The 16,233-nt window shown below is 60.8% G+C and carries 15 protein-coding genes; 9 read left to right on the top strand and 6 right to left on the bottom strand.

Going from position 1 to position 16,233, the window contains the following annotated elements:
• Nucleotides 1-141: 141 nt before the first annotated feature.
• Nucleotides 142-1,635, bottom strand: a complete 1,494-nt coding sequence (locus QRN10_RS23265) for a CoA-acylating methylmalonate-semialdehyde dehydrogenase (protein WP_181080832.1) — start codon at nt 1,633-1,635, stop codon at nt 142-144.
• A 39-nt stretch (nt 1,636-1,674) separates the two neighbouring features.
• Entirely contained in the window at nt 1,675-3,024 is a 1,350-nt protein-coding gene (aptA, locus tag QRN10_RS23260; protein WP_253510318.1) for an omega-aminotransferase AptA, read from the bottom strand.
• Between the two features lie 125 nt (nt 3,025-3,149).
• Here aptA and QRN10_RS23255 point away from each other — a divergent pair, with 125 nt between their 5' ends.
• The 6 genes from QRN10_RS23255 (at nt 3,150) to QRN10_RS23230 (ending at nt 9,170) form a co-directional block, all read left to right on the top strand.
• Complete coding sequence (locus QRN10_RS23255) at nt 3,150-4,070, top strand: LysR family transcriptional regulator (RefSeq protein ID WP_181080834.1); 921 nt, start codon at nt 3,150-3,152, stop codon at nt 4,068-4,070.
• An 88-nt stretch (nt 4,071-4,158) separates the two neighbouring features.
• Complete coding sequence (locus QRN10_RS23250; protein ID WP_181080835.1) at nt 4,159-5,553, top strand: uracil-xanthine permease family protein; 1,395 nt, start codon at nt 4,159-4,161, stop codon at nt 5,551-5,553.
• Between the two features lie 87 nt (nt 5,554-5,640).
• A complete protein-coding gene (locus tag QRN10_RS23245; protein ID WP_181080836.1) occupies nt 5,641-6,300 on the top strand; it encodes a TetR/AcrR family transcriptional regulator in 660 nt (219 codons plus the stop codon).
• A gap of 12 nt (nt 6,301-6,312) precedes the next feature.
• Complete coding sequence (locus QRN10_RS23240; RefSeq protein WP_285429243.1) at nt 6,313-6,894, top strand: IMPACT family protein; 582 nt, start codon at nt 6,313-6,315, stop codon at nt 6,892-6,894.
• A 57-nt stretch (nt 6,895-6,951) separates the two neighbouring features.
• A complete protein-coding gene (locus tag QRN10_RS23235) occupies nt 6,952-7,638 on the top strand; it encodes an SDR family oxidoreductase (RefSeq protein WP_181080838.1) in 687 nt (228 codons plus the stop codon).
• Between the two features lie 173 nt (nt 7,639-7,811).
• Nucleotides 7,812-9,170, top strand: coding sequence for an 8-oxoguanine deaminase (locus QRN10_RS23230; RefSeq protein WP_285429242.1), 1,359 nt, complete (start codon nt 7,812-7,814; stop codon nt 9,168-9,170).
• A 33-nt stretch (nt 9,171-9,203) separates the two neighbouring features.
• On the opposite strand, the gene QRN10_RS23225 is transcribed toward QRN10_RS23230, so the two are convergent.
• Complete coding sequence (locus QRN10_RS23225; RefSeq protein WP_181080840.1) at nt 9,204-10,295, bottom strand: calcium:cation antiporter; 1,092 nt, start codon at nt 10,293-10,295, stop codon at nt 9,204-9,206.
• A 193-nt stretch (nt 10,296-10,488) separates the two neighbouring features.
• On the opposite strand from QRN10_RS23225, the gene QRN10_RS23220 reads away from it, so the two are divergent.
• Entirely contained in the window at nt 10,489-11,442 is a 954-nt protein-coding gene (locus QRN10_RS23220) for an adenosine deaminase (RefSeq protein WP_181080841.1), read from the top strand.
• A gap of 49 nt (nt 11,443-11,491) precedes the next feature.
• Here the strand turns inward: QRN10_RS23220 and QRN10_RS23215 are convergent, their stop codons facing one another.
• From QRN10_RS23215 to vimR, 3 genes are all read right to left on the bottom strand, one after another.
• A complete protein-coding gene (locus tag QRN10_RS23215; protein WP_285429241.1) occupies nt 11,492-12,862 on the bottom strand; it encodes an MFS transporter in 1,371 nt (456 codons plus the stop codon).
• 110 nt (nt 12,863-12,972) lie between these two features.
• Entirely contained in the window at nt 12,973-13,662 is a 690-nt protein-coding gene (locus QRN10_RS23210) for an ArsR/SmtB family transcription factor (RefSeq protein WP_285429240.1), read from the bottom strand.
• Between the two features lie 134 nt (nt 13,663-13,796).
• Complete coding sequence (gene vimR, locus QRN10_RS23205; RefSeq protein ID WP_285429239.1) at nt 13,797-14,726, bottom strand: transcription regulator VimR; 930 nt, start codon at nt 14,724-14,726, stop codon at nt 13,797-13,799.
• Between the two features lie 104 nt (nt 14,727-14,830).
• Between vimR and QRN10_RS23200 the strand changes: the two genes are divergently transcribed.
• Both QRN10_RS23200 and QRN10_RS23195 read left to right on the top strand, forming a co-directional pair.
• Nucleotides 14,831-15,124 carry a putative quinol monooxygenase gene (locus QRN10_RS23200; RefSeq protein WP_253510303.1) on the top strand — a complete coding sequence of 98 codons (294 nt, stop codon included), beginning with the start codon at nt 14,831-14,833 and terminating at the stop codon, nt 15,122-15,124.
• 24 nt (nt 15,125-15,148) lie between these two features.
• Nucleotides 15,149-16,162 carry a zinc-binding alcohol dehydrogenase family protein gene (locus QRN10_RS23195; RefSeq protein WP_285429238.1) on the top strand — a complete coding sequence of 338 codons (1,014 nt, stop codon included), beginning with the start codon at nt 15,149-15,151 and terminating at the stop codon, nt 16,160-16,162.
• Nucleotides 16,163-16,233: the final 71 nt, after the last annotated feature.

Genomic DNA, 16,233 nt, shown 5'->3' with positions numbered 1-16,233 from the left:
TCGACTGCGCCGGAAGTGGGGCGAATTATAGACTTCTGGAATCTGCCGTCAACCCCTATTTTCACAATTCTGTCATATCGACCTAAATGCACCCAAAAACACAAAAGCCGGTCCTACGAACCGGCTTTTCGCTACAGCGTCTTACAGGCTGGGGAAAGCAAACTGCGACGCTTCATGACTGGCCCGCTGCGGCCAACGCTGGGTAATCGCCTTGCGACGAGTGTAAAAACGCACACCATCGGGCCCATACGCATGCAAGTCGCCAAACAATGAGCGCTTCCAGCCACCAAAGCTGTGATAGGCCACCGGCACCGGCAATGGAACGTTCACACCCACCATGCCCACTTCGATTTCGTCACAGAACAGACGCGCCGCCTCACCATCGCGGGTGAAGATACAGGTGCCATTGCCGTACTCGTGATCATTGATCAGCTGCATCGCCGCTTCCAGGCTGTCCACCCGTACCACGCACAGCACCGGCCCAAAAATCTCTTCTTTATAGATACGCATCTCAGGGGTCACGCGATCAAACAGGCTGCCGCCCAGGAAAAATCCCTGTTCATGCCCGGCAACACTTAGCCCGCGGCCATCGACCACCAACTCAGCCCCGGCTGCCACACCGTCTTCTATATAGCCGCTGACCTTGTCCCGCGCCTGACCAGTGACCAATGGCCCCATATCCAGGCCGCAGGAGGTGCCCGCACCAATCTTCAAAGCCTTGACCTGCGGCACCAGCTTGGCAATGAGTGCATCGGCGACCTGGTCACCCACGCACACCGCGACCGAAATCGCCATGCAACGCTCACCGCAGGAACCATAGGCAGCGCCCATCAAAGCACTGACCGCATTATCCAGATCCGCGTCAGGCATCAACACCGCGTGGTTCTTCGCTCCGCCCAGCGCCTGTACGCGTTTGCCGCGCTTGGTCGCTTCGCAATAGATGTACTCGGCAATCGGCGTCGACCCTACAAAGCTCAGCGCTTTAACTTCAGGCGCCTCGATCAACGCATCCACCGCCCCCTTGTCTCCGTGTACCACGCTGAGGACGCCTCTAGGCAGACCGGCTTCCTGCAACAGTTGCGCGATCAGCAGCGTCGAGCTTGGATCGCGCTCCGAAGGCTTGAGAATGAAACAGTTGCCGCAGACGATCGCCAGCGGGTACATCCACAGAGGCACCATCGCGGGGAAGTTGAACGGCGTGATACCCGCCACCACGCCCAACGGCTGAAAGTCCGACCACGCATCAATGTTCGGACCAACGTTACGGCTGTATTCCCCCTTGAGAATCTCCGGCGCCGAGCACGCGTACTCCACGTTCTCGATCCCGCGCTTGAGCTCACCGGCGGCATCTTCCAACGTCTTGCCATGTTCCTCGCTGATCAATTGCGAGATACGGGCCTCGTTCTGTTCCAGCAACTGCTTGAAACGAAACATCACCTGGGCGCGCTTGGCCGCCGGTGTATTACGCCAAGCCGGGAACGCCGCCTTGGCAGCGTCGATGGCACGCTGGATGGTTTCACGACTGGCCAAAGGCACTTGGTGAATCACCTGACCGGTGGACGGGTTGTATACGTCGGCACTGCGACCGTTGTCGTTGACCAACTCGCCGTTGATCAAGTGCTGGATAAGGCTCATGCAGGGCTCCTGAAAAAGTGTTCTATATAGAAGGAAAAATCAGTCGATTTTGTTCAGCACGTCGCCGACCGCATCGAACAGGCGATCCAGATCCTGCGGCTTACTGTTGAAGGTTGGTCCGAACTGCAGGGTGTCCCCGCCAAAACGCACATAAAACCCGGCTTTCCACAGGGCCATGCCGGCCTCAAATGGGCGCACGATGGCGTCACCGTCACGCGGGGCGATCTGGATCGCACCCGCCAGGCCATAGTTGCGAATATCGATCACATTCTTGCTGCCCTTCAAACCGTGCAGTGCATTCTCAAAGTGCGGAGCCACTTCGGCGACGCTCTGCACCAGATTTTCCTTCTGCAGCAGGTCCAAAGCGGCCAGACCCGCCGCACAGGCAACCGGGTGCGCCGAGTAGGTGTAGCCATGCGGGAATTCCACCGCATACTCCGGCGTCGCCTGGTTCATGAAGGTGTGATAGATCTCGCTGCTGGCAATTACCGCCCCCATCGGGATCGCGCCGTTAGTGACCTGCTTGGCGATGCACATCAAATCCGGCGTCACCCCGAAGCTGTCGGCGCCGAACATCGAACCCGTGCGACCGAAACCGGTGATCACCTCATCAAACACCAACAGGATGTTGTGCTGGTCGCAAATCTCACGCAGACGCTTAAGATAGCCCTGCGGCGGCACCAGCACGCCCGCCGAACCCGCCATCGGCTCGACAAACACCGCGGCGATATTCGACGCATCATGCAGTTCGATCAACTTGAGCAGCTCATCGGCCAAGGCGATGCCACCCTGCTCCGGCATGCCTCGAGAAAACGCATTGCTCGCCAGCAAGGTGTGGGGCAGGTGATCCACATCCATCAGCCCCTGACCAAACAGCTTTCGGTTGCCGTTTACACCACCGAGGCTGGTGCCGGCGATGTTTACACCGTGATAGCCACGCGCACGACCAATCATCTTGGTCTTGGTGGCCTGACCTTTGAGGCGCCAGTACGCACGCACCATTTTCACCGCGGTGTCGGCGCACTCAGAACCGGAGTCAGTGAAGAACACATGATTAAGGTTGCCGGGTGTCAGGTCGGTGATCTTTTCCGCCAGTTGGAAGGACAGCGGATGACCGTACTGAAAGCCAGGCGAGTAGTCCAAGGTGCCCAACTGCCTGGCCACCGCCTCCTGGATTTCCTTGCGCGTGTGCCCGGCGCCACAGGTCCAAAGACCCGACAGCGAGTCATAAACCTTGCGCCCTTTGTCATCCGTCAGCCAACTGCCCTCGGCCGCGACGATCAAACGTGGATCGCGCTGAAAATTGCGGTTGGCGGTGTACGGCATCCAATGCGCATCCAATTTCAGTTGGCTGGCCAGGGACGAAGGGGCGTTTTCGGGCATGTTCATCAGCAAAACCTCGCAGGGCAAAAGGCAGCGTCGGGATTGAAAAGCGTTCTTGCAGCTAAATTGACACGACGATAAAGTCGGTGAAATTCAACTCTTCTAACCTTCAGTCAGGGCGTCACTAAACTATGAGCATTCGTCGTCCCGACCCCCTGGCCCAAGTCAGCGACTTCGATATTCGTTTATTGCGCATCTTCCGCAGCGTGGTGGAATGCGGCGGGTTCTCTGCCGCCGAAACCGTGCTCGGCATCGGGCGCTCGGCCATCAGCCAACAAATGAGCGATCTCGAACAGCGACTGGGTCTAAGACTTTGCCAACGTGGCCGCGCGGGGTTCTCACTCACCGAAGAAGGTCGCGAGGTGTACCAGTGCGCCCTGCAATTGTTGAGCGCGCTGGAGAGTTTTCGCACCGAGGTCAATGGCTTGCACCAGCATTTGCGTGGCGAGTTGATCATCGGTCTGACCGACAACCTCGTCACCCTGCCCCACATGCGCATTACACATGCCTTGGCACAATTGAAAGAACGCGGGCCGGACGTGCAGATACAAATCCGCATGATCGCGCCCAACGAAGTGGAACAAGGCGTACTCGATGGCCGCCTGCATGTGGGCGTCGTGCCTCAGGCCAGCGCTCTGTCCGGCCTGGAATACCAGCCGCTCTACAGTGAACGTTCGCTGCTCTACTGCGCGGTGGGTCATCCGCTGTTCTATGCCGACGACAAGGCGCTGGACGACGCACGCATCGACAGCCAGGACGCCATTGCCCCGACCTTCCGCCTGCCCGCGGACATCCAGGCCCGCTATCAGGCGCTCAATTGCACCGCCAGCGCCTCGGACCGCGAAGGCATGGCATTCCTGATCCTCACCGGTCGCTACATCGGCTATTTGCCCGATCACTACGCCGGCCTCTGGGTGCAACAAGGCCGACTGCGCGCGCTGAAACCGACTACACGTTTTTACGATTTGAGCCTGGCATCGGTCACGCGCAAGGGCCGTCGCCCTCATTTGGTGCTGGAAAGCTTTCTCGATAGCCTGGCCGCAACGCGCTAATTCAGGCCCAGGCACAAAAGTTGAGCAGCTGGACAGCTTTTTGCAAGGGCATCAGGACCTGGAACCGTCCGCCTAGAGTTTGCCCGCCATGCCACCTGAATCTTCCACCCCCAGCGATCTGATCTACGGCCTCAACGATCGCCCGAAACCCGCCGCCGCCCTCTTGGCCGCTCTGCAACATGTGTTGGCCGCGTTTGTCGGAATCATTACCCCGCCGCTGATCATCGGCTCCACCCTCGGCCTTACTGCACATTTGCCCTACCTGATCAGCATGGCCTTGATGGTGTCCGGTGTAGGCACATTCATCCAGGCGCGTAGGCCATTTGGTATTGGCGCCGGAATGATCTGCCTGCAAGGCACCAGTTTTGCGTTTCTCGGCGCGGTGCTGTCAGCCGGTTTTCTGGTCAAACAACGCGGCGGCAGCCCGGAAGACATCATGGCGATGATCTTCGGTGTGTGTTTTTTCGGCGCAGCCGTGCAGATCGTCCTCAGCCGTTTCATTGGCCAGTTGCACCGCGTAATCACACCGCTGGTCACCGGCATCGTGATAACGCTGATCGGCATCAGCCTGATCAAAGTCGGCATTACCGACCTGGGCGGCGGCTTCAATGCCGCCGATTTCGGCGCTCCCACCAATCTGGCGCTGGGGCTGTTCGTGGTGCTGACGATCATTTTGCTCAATCGCTCGGACACGCCGTGGGTGCGCCTTTCGGCGATCATCATCGGCCTGGCCCTGGGGAGTCTGGCGGCCTGGTTTAGTGGCAAGCTGGTGCCTCAGTCCCTGCCGAATTTGCCTCTGGTCAGTTTGCCGATACCGTTTCGGTTTGGTTTCAACTTCGACTGGAGCGCTTTCCTACCGATTGCACTGATCTATCTGATCAGCAGCATCGAAACCGTCGGCGACCTGACCGCCAATTGCATGATCGCCCGCCAGCCCATCAGCGGCCCCTCCTATATAAGCCGACTCAAAGGCGGCGTGCTGGGCGACGGTGTGAGCTGCATGATCGCCGCCACCTTCAGTGCATTTCCCAACACCACCTTCGCGCAGAACAACGGCGTGATCCAACTCACCGGCGTCGCCAGCCGTTACGTCGGCTTATATATCGGTGGAGTGCTGTTTTGCCTCGGTCTGTTTCCGCTGATCGGGGCGGTGCTGCAGCAAATCCCCAAGCCGGTATTGGGCGGCGCGACCCTGGTGATGTTCGGCAGTGTCGCCGCCGCAGGCGTGCGTATCCTTGCGCAGGCGCCACTGGACAGACGCAGCATGCTGATCATCGCCACTTCATTCGGCGTCGGCCTGGGAATCGCCGCTCAACCGAACCTGCTGCACCTGATGCCCGCACTGATACAGAACCTGTTCGACTCCGCCATCACCAGCGGCGGCCTGACTGCGATTGTGCTGTGCCTGCTGCTGCCGGAAGCCAAAACCCCCGGTGCTGCCGCAAACCACGCAGTGGAAAGCGACACGCTGGAATCACTTTGACGGTTTTATTGCATCGGGACTTGTCTGGGGCTTGAGGGTGGGTTATCTGTGCACACGTCGTCTCTATCGATCAGCACGGTAATCTCCATGAGCCTCGAAGTTCCTGCCCACAGCAACCACGCCGGTAAGCCCGCCAGCCGCATTCGGCAAAAGAACGAACAAGCGATTCTGCAGGCTGCTGAAGATGAGTTCGCGCGTCATGGTTACAAGGGCACCAGCATGAATACCATTGCTGCCAGCGCCGGGCTGCCCAAGGCTAACTTGCATTACTACTTCACCAATAAGCTGGGCCTGTATATCGCGGTGCTCAGCAATATCCTCGAGCTGTGGGACAGTACCTTCAACGCTCTGACCGCCGAGGACGATCCCGCCGAAGCACTGACCCGCTATATCCGCACCAAAATGGAGTTTTCACGCCGCCAGCCCCAGGCCTCGCGGATCTTCGCCATGGAAATCATCAGCGGCGGCGAATGCCTCACCGAATATTTCAGCCAGGACTACCGCGCCTGGTTCAGCGGGCGCGCGGCGGTGTTCCAGGCGTGGATCGACGCCGGCAAAATGGACCCTGTCGACCCCGTCCACCTGATCTTCCTGCTGTGGGGCAGCACCCAGCACTACGCCGACTTCGCCACCCAGATCTGCCGTGTCACCGGGCGCACTCGCCTGACCAAACAAGACATGGACGACGCCGGCACCAACCTGATCCATATCATTCTCAAAGGCTGCGGCATCAAGCCGGCCCTCTAGACGAAGCAACCTATGCCTTTCACGCTCACCGGCCTTTGCGAGTTTCGTGAAGAGATACGCAAAAGCCGCTTTATAACCCTCGCCGCACCGATTACCAGCCCCCAGGACGCCCAGGCGTTTTTCGAGCAGCACAGTGTCCAAGACGCCACGCACAACTGCTGGGCCTGGAAACTGGGCGATCAGTACCGCAGCAACGACGATGGCGAACCTGGCGGCACGGCCGGCCGACCGATCCTGGCCGCCATCGAGGCGCAAGGCTTCGACCAGGTCGCGGTGCTGGTTATCCGTTGGTACGGCGGCATTCAACTGGGCACCGGAGGGCTCGCCCGTGCCTATGGCGGTGGCGCGAATAAATGCTTGCAAAACGCCGAGCGCATCGAGCTGATCAGCCGCGTGCCGTTGACCTGTGCCTGCGGTTTCTCCGAATTGAATCTGGTCAAACTGCGTGTGGCCGAACTGGGCGGGCTGGTGGTGGAAGAAACCTTCACCGCCAATGGCGTCGAACTGCAACTGGCCCTGGGCGAGGCGCACATCGAAACCCTGCAGACCCAACTCGCCGACTTGAGCCGTGGCCGCATCCTCCTGCAACGCTGAAACTGCTACTGTTGTGCGCTGAAACTCCCTGAACCGCGATTTCATAGGAAGCCTTTCATGTCTACGTCAAAAACCGCATTGATCATCGGCGCCTCCCGTGGGCTGGGCCTCGGCCTGGTCAAGCAACTGCTCCAGGACGGTTGGGACGTGACCGCCACCGTGCGCGATCCGAACAAGGCCGATGCGCTGAAAGCCGTTGGTCCGGTGCAGATCGAGAAACTCGACATGGACGATCAGCAAGCCGTAATCGCCCTGAATCAGCGGCTCAAGGACCGCACCTTCGATCTGCTGTTCGTCAATGCCGGCGTCAAAGGCCCGGATAACCAGGAACCCGGCCACGCCACCCTCGCCGAAGTCGGCAAGTTGTTCTTCACCAACGCCGTAGCGCCGATCAACCTGGCCCAGCGTTTTGTCGGGCAAATCCGCAAAGACAGTGGCGTGTTGGCGTTCATGAGTTCGGTGCTGGGCAGCGTCACCATTGCCGACGGCTCCGACATGGCGCTGTACAAGGCCAGCAAGGCCGCGCTCAACTCCATGACCAACAGCTTCATCACCCAACTGGGCGACCATCGGCTCACCGTGCTGTCAATGCACCCGGGCTGGGTGAAAACCGACATGGGCGGCGAAAACGCACACATCGATGTCGACACCAGCGTGCGCGGCCTGGTGGATCAAGTGAACGCCTTCAGCGGCAAGGGTGGCCATCACTTCGTGGACTACAAAGGCGACACCATTGCCTGGTGAGCATTAAGGAAGTACATGTGGGAGGGGGTTGTCCTTCCCACACAAATCAATCCACTTTCCTACAAACCGAACTCCACGTAATCTAGCGCCTCGCCCCACCGGCGACCCTGGATCAGCAGACAGGGCAACACTGAGCTGGCAAACCTGAACCCATCATTCAGAGGAGCCGGCCAATGCCTGCGACCCGTATCTGGTTAAAAAACCCCCTCGCGATTTTCACCGCCAATGGCCTCGATGCCCGTGGCGGCCTGGTGGTGCAAGACGGCGTAATCGCCCAAGTGCTGGCGCTCGGCCAAGTACCTGCGCAGCCTTGTTCACAGGTGTTCGACGCCGGTGAGCATGTGGTCCTGCCCGGTCTGATCAACACCCATCATCACTTCTACCAGACCCTCACCCGCGCCTGGGCGCCCGTGGTCAATCAGCCCTTGTTTCCGTGGCTGAAAACCCTCTACCCGGTCTGGGCGCGGCTGACCCCGGCAAGGCTCGCCCTGGCCACGAAAGTGGCGTTGGCCGAACTTTTGCTCTCCGGCTGCACCACGGCGGCCGACCACCACTACCTGTTCCCCGACGGCCTGGAACACGCTATCGACGTGCAAGTGGACAGCGTGCGCGAACTGGGCATGCGCGCGATGCTCACCCGCGGCTCCATGAGCCTGGGCGAGGCCGATGGCGGCCTGCCACCGCAGCAGACCGTGCAACAAGGACAGGTGATCCTGGACGACAGCCAGCGCCTGATCCGCGCCTACCATCAACGCGGCGACGGCGCACAGATCCAGATTGCCCTGGCACCTTGCTCGCCGTTTTCAGTCACGCCGCACATCATGCGCGCCAGCGCCGACCTGGCCACTCAACTGGATGTGCGCCTGCACACTCACCTGGCCGAAACCCTCGACGAAGAAGATTTTTGCCTGCAACGTTTCGGCCTGCGCACGGTGGATTACCTCGACAGCGTCGGCTGGCTCGGCCCACGCACCTGGCTGGCCCACGGCATTCATTTCAACCCGGATGAAATTGCACGCCTGGGGCAGGCCGGCACCGGGATCTGTCATTGCCCAAGTTCCAATATGCGCCTGGCCTCGGGCATCTGCCCGACCCTGGACCTGATCGCCGCCGGTGCGCCGATCGGCCTGGGCGTGGACGGCTCGGCCTCCAACGATGCGTCGAACATGATCCTCGAGGCGCGCCAAGCCCTGTATATCCAGCGCCTGCGTTATGGCGCGCAGCACATCACCCCCGAAGGCGTGCTCGGCTGGGCCACCAAAGGCTCGGCACAGTTGTTGGGCCGTACGGATATCGGCGAATTGGCCGTCGGCAAACAGGCCGACCTGGCGCTGTTCAAGCTCGACGAGCTGCGCTTTTCCGGCAGCCATGACCCGATTTCGGCGCTGCTGCTGTGCGGCGCCGACCGAGCGGACCGGGTGATGATCGGCGGAAAATGGCGAGTCATCGACGGACAGGTGGAAGGCCTGGATTTGAAAGGCCTGATCGCCGATCACACCCAGGCGGCGCGAGCGTTGATCGCCGGAACCTGATCCAGCCCCCTCGCCTGCGGGGTTCGGCGCAGCTTACAGGCCCAGCAGCGACAACATGATAAAGGTCGCAAACAGCACAAAGTGGGTCATCCCTTCGATGGCATTCGTCTCGCCATCGTTGAGGTTGATCGCACTGACGATCAACGTGATAAACACCATCACGGTTTGCACGGGGGTCATTGCCATCTGGAACGGTTGGCCGGTGTAGAGCGCCATGGCCTCCATCACCGGCACAGTCAGGATCACCGTCGACAACGAGGCGCCCAACGCGATGTTAACCACCGACTGCATTCGGTTGGCCAAGGCGGCGCGCAAGGCCGTCAGGATTTCCGGCGCTGCCGAAATGGCCGCCACCACAATCGCCGTCACCACCGGCGGCGCGCCGGTGCCTTCAAGGCCAAGGTCGAGGGTCTTGGACATCACCTCCGCCAACGCACCGATCACCACCACGCCAAACACCAAAGTACCAATGGAAAACGCCAGGCTGACCGGCGCCGCTTCCTCTTGCGTCGGCAACTTCTTACGGCGTTTTTCCGGGTAGCTGTAGCTGAAGAAATAACTGTGCGGCCCCACCTGCATCCTCAGGAACAAGGTGTACAGCACGACCATCGCGCCGATGGTGAACGCTGAGTAAATTTTCCAGTCGCCCTCGGGGATAAATTCCGGCACGACCATCGATACACCCATGGCAGTGAGGATCATCACACTGTAGGTGCGCGCCGAATCGTCGTTGTAGGACTGTTCGCCATGTTTGATCCCGCCCATCAGCGCGGCCAGACCCAGGATGCCGTTGATGTCGAGCATCACCGCCGAGTAAATGGTGTCGCGCACCAGGGTCGGTGACGGTTCGTTACTCATCATGATCGCCAGGATCACCACCTCCACCAGCACGGCCGCGAGGGTCAGGATCATGGTGCCGTAGGGGTCGCCGACTTTTTCCGCCAGTTGCTCGGCATGGTGCGCCACGCGCATCGACGCCATCACGATAAACGCAATCAACGCCAACCCCGCGAGCAACGCCACCATTTGCCCGCTGTGCAGCATCCAATGCTCCAGCGGATAGGCGGCGATGGCGGCAATCAGCGCCAGCAGCATGAATTTTTCTTGCTTGAGGGATGTGAGCATTCCGGGCCTTTTAGTGCGGCAAATCAGTCATTGATGGGGTACAGACTGCGCCACGCCGCTAACGTTTCGTTACACCTTAGTTCACGTCGCCCTTGCGCGAGTTAAACCAATACTCTCCTGCTGGTCAGGTTTTGCCGATTATTTCAGCCATGGCCTGTAGAATGCGGCGATTGCACCTGATGAGAATTTAGACATGTACGATTGGCTCAACGCCCTGCCCAAGGCCGAACTGCACCTGCACCTGGAGGGCTCGCTGGAGCCTGAGCTGCTGTTTGCCCTGGCCGAGCGCAATAAAATCGCGCTGCCGTGGAACGACGTCGACACCCTGCGCAAGGCCTACGCCTTCAACAACCTGCAAGAATTTCTCGACCTGTATTACCAGGGCGCCGATGTACTGCGCACCTCCCAGGACTTCTATGACCTGACCTGGGCCTACCTGCTGCGTTGCAAAGCCCAGAATGTGATCCACACCGAGCCATTCTTCGATCCGCAAACCCACACCGATCGTGGCATCCCCTTCGAAGTGGTGCTGAACGGCATCGCCGCCGCGCTCAAAGATGGCGAACAGCAATTGGGTATCACCAGCGGTTTGATCCTCAGCTTCCTGCGCCACCTGAGCGAAGCAGAAGCCGAGAAAACCCTGGACCAGGCCCTGCCGTTCCGCGATGCGTTCGTGGCCGTTGGCCTGGACAGCTCGGAAATGGGCCACCCGCCAAGCAAGTTCCAGCGCGTGTTCGATCGCGCACGGCATGAAGGCTTCCTCACCGTGGCCCACGCCGGCGAAGAAGGCCCACCGGAATACATCTGGGAAGCCCTCGACCTGCTGAAAATCGAGCGTATCGACCACGGCGTGCGCGCCATCGAAGACGAGCGCCTGATGCAACGTATTATCGACGAACAGATCCCGCTCACCGTGTGCCCGTTGTCCAACACCAAGCTCTGCGTGTTCGACGACATGGCCCAGCACAACATCCTCGACATGCTCGAACGGGGCGTGAAAGTGACGGTGAACTCGGACGACCCGGCGTATTTCGGCGGCTATGTCACCGAAAACTTCCACGCGCTGTATGAATCCTTGGGCATGACCCAGGACCAGGCCAAACGCCTGGCGCAGAACAGCCTGGATGCGCGGTTGATCAAGCCGTAACAAAAAAGGGAGGGTGCCTGCACCCTCCCTTCTTTTTTGGCCACGGTTTTCAGGCTTCGGCCAATTCTTCGAGGGTCTTGCCCTTCGTCTCCATCCCGAACACCCACACCACCAGCGCCGCCACCGCAAAACACAACGCGCCCAGGGCAAACACCCCGCCCTGCCCGGTCACCGGAAATACCAGTCCGGTCACCAGCGGCCCGAGCAATGAGCCGACCCGACCGATCGCCGAGGCGAACCCGGACCCGGTCGCTCGCGCCGAGGTGGGGTACAACTCCGGCGTGTAGGTATAGAGCACCGCCCACATGCCAAACAAAAAGAACTGCATCAACAGTCCGGTGGTGATCAGCAAACCGACATTGCCGCCAAACACCGCACTCTGCCCATACAGAAACGCCATCACACCGCCGCCCAGCAGCGTCACCACGCACACCGGCTTACGCCCCCAGCGCTCGACCAACCAGGCCGCCATCAAAAAGCCGGGAATCCCGCCCAGGGAAATGATCACCGTGTAATACACCGATTGGGTCACCGCAAAACCGGACTGCTGCAACAGCGCGCTCAGCCATGAGGTCAGCCCGTAGAAACCGAGCAAGGCAAAGAACCAGACGCTCCAGATCATCAGCGTGCGCCGGCGATACTGCGCCGACCACAATTGCTGGAATGCCGAAAAGAAATTCCCCGGCACGCTCTGCACCCGTGGCAGGCCAATCGGTTCCGGCAAGTCGGCGCGCCCCAGAGAGGTGCGCACTTTGTGCTCGATCCCCAGCAACACTTTGTCCGCCGCGTCATGGCGTCCAGCCTGTTCCAACCAGCGCGGCGACTCAGGGATGAAAAAGCGAATCGCCAGCACAAACACCGCCGGTACCGCCAGCACCAGGAAGATGTCGCGCCAGCCGATCACCGGCAGCAGGAAATACGAGAGCACCCCCGCCGCGACAAAGCCCAACGGCCAGAAACCGTCCATCAACGCGATATAACGCCCGCGTGCCTTGGCCGGGATCAGCTCGGACAGCATCGACTGCGCAATCGGAAACTCCATGCCCATGCCGATCCCCAGCAGGATACGAAACAGCGTCAACATCTCCACGGATTGCGCCGTCGAACACAGGTAGCTGGCAATCCCCCACAACACAATGCTCGACTGGAACACCGGCTTACGCCCGAAACGATCGGCAAGCATCCCGGACAAAGACGCGCCCACCACCATGCCGAAAAAACTCGAACTGGCGAGCAGACCTGCCTGGGCGGTGCTCAAGCCGAATTCGGCTTTGATCGAACCCAGCAGGAACGTCATCATCGCCAGGTCCATGGAGTCGAAGAAAAACGCCAAGGCGATGATGATAAAAATCACCCGGTGATAACCGCTGATGGGTAACCGTTCGAGCCGTTCCGCCGCACTGAAACCTTGCATACCCATGCCGCACCCCCTGTTGAAAAAAACCCTCGGCGAGTGTGCGGCATGCTTTTTCCGGGTTATTGCTGGATGCGACCTGATTGAAACTCTAAGCGACGACCGTGCGGCCAGCCTTACTCGTTCGCGGCCAGGCGAGCGATCTCCGCGTGCCCCACGGCATTGATCTGCAGGGCCTGGGACTCGTTGACCAGGCTGACCCAATTGGACTGCAGGAACAGCTGCAACAACCCCGCACCCAATGTACCGCCCAGATGCGGATGCTGTTGGCTCCAGTCAAAACAATCGCACGCCAGGGGCGAGGCCAGCGCCTGGGTAAAAATACCCAGGCTCGCCAACCGATGCGCGCCTTTGACGGTGATATCCAGGCGCTGTTCATAACGCTCGATCCACCCCGCCGCCCTCATGCGCGCGTACAGCCCCGCCGCCAGCTCGCCCCCCAGGTGGCCATGGCACAGCCGCGCTTGGCGCAATGCCGGCGGTGCCGCCAGGACCGGCAACGGAGCATCCAGCGCGGCGCGGGCCGCACTGGCCAGGGTAGTGCTGGCCAAGGCATCGATGGCATGGCTGACATCGGCGGCCGCCACACGGAACAGGCGCCGGCCACGTCGAGCCTCGGCGCGCAGCAGCCCACTGCCGATGAGCCGCGCCAAATGCGCATTGGCCGACGCCGGCGTCAGCCCGGCCAGCCTTGCCAACTCCTCCGACGACTTGGCGGAACCGTCCATCAAGGCCCAGAGCATGGCAATGCGTTTTGGCTCGGCCAGCAAGCCAGCGATCTGGCTGATACAAGGTGCTGCTTCCATCTGTTCACTCCCTGTCGAATCACGTTTCTGCTGCGGTTGGCGGCAAAGTATAGGTGCGCCAACCGCCGGTTCCGCGCGGTCTTACAGCGTGGATAGGGACAGAACCTGAGTGAAATTTCCTGCTGTGATGGAGTCTATTGGTCGGTGCCTGCCGGCTCCGGCATCTGCGCGGTCAGGATCGCACAGCGGGACACAAGCATTTCCCGCAACAGGTTGATCGGTTTGCTCAAGTGCGTACGGTGCGCGCACAACAGATTGAGCGGCGTGGCCTCGCCGCGCAGTTGCGGCAGGACCAGGCGCAGACGCCCGGCGAGCACGTCGGTGCTCACATCCAGCCAGGATTTATAGGCGATGCCCACACCGGCCACGGCCCAGCGCCGCACCACATCGGCGTCATCGCTGAAACGGTTGCCGCTGACCGTCAGACTGATATCGCGCTTGCCGTCGTGAAAAACCCAATGGTCATGCACGCGGCCGCCGAGCCTATACAACAGGCAATTGTGCTGGGCCAGTTGCTCCAGGTGCCGGGGTTCGCCGTGACGCGCCAGGTAGCTGGGGGCGGCACACAGCACGCGAACATTGTTCGGCGCCACCGGCAACGCCACCAGGCTGGAGTCCTCGGGTTCGCCGTAGCGCAGGGCGATATCCACCGGCTGGCGAAACAGGTCGGCGATCCGATCGCCCAGCAACAGGCGCACATTGAGTTGCGGGTGTTCACGCTGGAAGTCATCCAGCCACGGCAATAACTGGTTACGGCCGAAGTCCGACGGTGCCGACAATTGCAGGACTCCGCTGACATGGTCCTGCCCGCTGGCCAACAAGCGCCGTCCCTCATCCAGGGAACCCAGCGCCGCGCGGGCATACTCAAGAAACCCCTCGCCTTCGGCGGTCAAGCGCAGGCTACGGGTGGAGCGCGCCAGCAAACGCGCGCCCAGCTGCTGCTCGATGCGCTTGAGCGCCGCACTGGCCACGGCCGGCGATAAGTCCATCACCCGCGCCGCCGCAGACAGGCTACCCAAATCCGCCGCACGTACAAACAGTTGCAAATCGTCAAAGCGCAGCATTATCAAAATTCCATTGAAACAGCCCGCTGTTTTAGCCGCTTTTATGTTGCCTGGAAATAGCCAATCATCTGCGCATCCCACTGCCAACGTGCCAGGAGTCGCTTATGTCCGCTGCCTTTAACGTTATCGCCACACTGATCGCCAAACCCGGCCAACAGGCCACCCTGGAAACCCTGCTGCGCGGCCTGCTGGCACCCACGCGCCATGAAGCCGGCTGCGAGCAATACGACCTGCACCAGGACCAGCAGCACCCCGAAACCTTCTACATGCTCGAACGCTGGCGCGACGATGCTGCGTTGGCCGCCCACGACCAGAGCGCGCATATCCAGGACTTCCGCGCCCAAGCGGCGGATGTACTCGAACATTTCGAACTCAAGCGCCTGAATTTTCTGGCCTGATCACTGCCCTTTTCCGGAGCCCCCATGAAAGCCATTGCCTACTACGCGTCATTGCCCATCAACGACCCACAGTCCCTGCAAGACATCGAACTGCCGGCCCCCGTCGCCGGCCCGCGCGACCTGCTGGTGGAAGTCAAAGCCATCTCGGTCAACCCGGTGGACACCAAGGTGCGCCAGAACGTCGCCCCGGAACCCGGTACCGCCAAGGTGCTGGGCTGGGATGTCGCCGGCGTGGTCAAGGCGGTCGGCAGCGACGTGAGCCTGTTCAAGGCTGGCGACAAAGTGTTCTACGCCGGTTCCCTGACGCGCCCGGGCGGCAACAGCGAGTTGCACACGGTGGACGAACGCATCGTCGGGCATATGCCCAAAAGCCTGGGCTTTGCCGAAGCCGCCGCGCTGCCGCTGACCGCTATCACGGCCTGGGAGCTGCTGTTCGAGCGCCTGCAGATCCGCGAGGGCAAGGAGGATCAAGGCCAGAGTCTGCTGATCGTGGGTGCCGCCGGCGGTGTGGGTTCGATCCTGACCCAATTGGCCCGCCAACTGACAGCGTTAAAGGTGATCGGCACCGCCTCGCGCCCGGAAACCCAGGCATGGGCCAAAGCACTGGGCGCCCATCGGGTGATCGACCACAGCCAGCCGCTGAGCGAAGCCTTGCACCAGGCGGGCGAGGCGCAAGTGACTCATGTCGCCAGCCTGACCCAGACCGAGCACCACTTGGACCAACTGGTCGAAGCGCTGCAACCTCAGGGCAAGCTCGCGCTGATCGACGACCCCAAGGCGCTGGACGTGAGCAAGCTCAAGCGCAAGAGCCTGTCGCTGCACTGGGAATTCATGTACACGCGCTCGATGTTTGAGACGCCGGACATGATCGAACAGCACCACCTGCTCAATCGCGTGGCTGAACTGATCGACGCCGGCACGCTGAAAACCACGGTGGGCGAGCACTTCGGTGCGATCAACGCAGCGAACCTGCGTCGGGCCCACACGTTGCTGGAGAGCGGCAAGGCCAAGGGCAAGATCGTGCTGGAAGGTTTCTGACAGCCGTCTGTGGGCGCCGTCTGTTATTCGTGTGAGTGATAGACGGCGCCACTAGTCAGAGAGTTGACCTT

Origin of the sequence: Pseudomonas sp. lyk4-R2A-8 (assembly GCF_030209095.1) — a bacterium.
Taxonomy (GTDB): Bacteria; Pseudomonadota; Gammaproteobacteria; order Pseudomonadales; family Pseudomonadaceae; genus Aquipseudomonas; species Aquipseudomonas quebecensis.
Note: the sequence above shows the minus strand (reverse complement) of the source record. Positions and strands in the feature narration are given on the sequence as shown.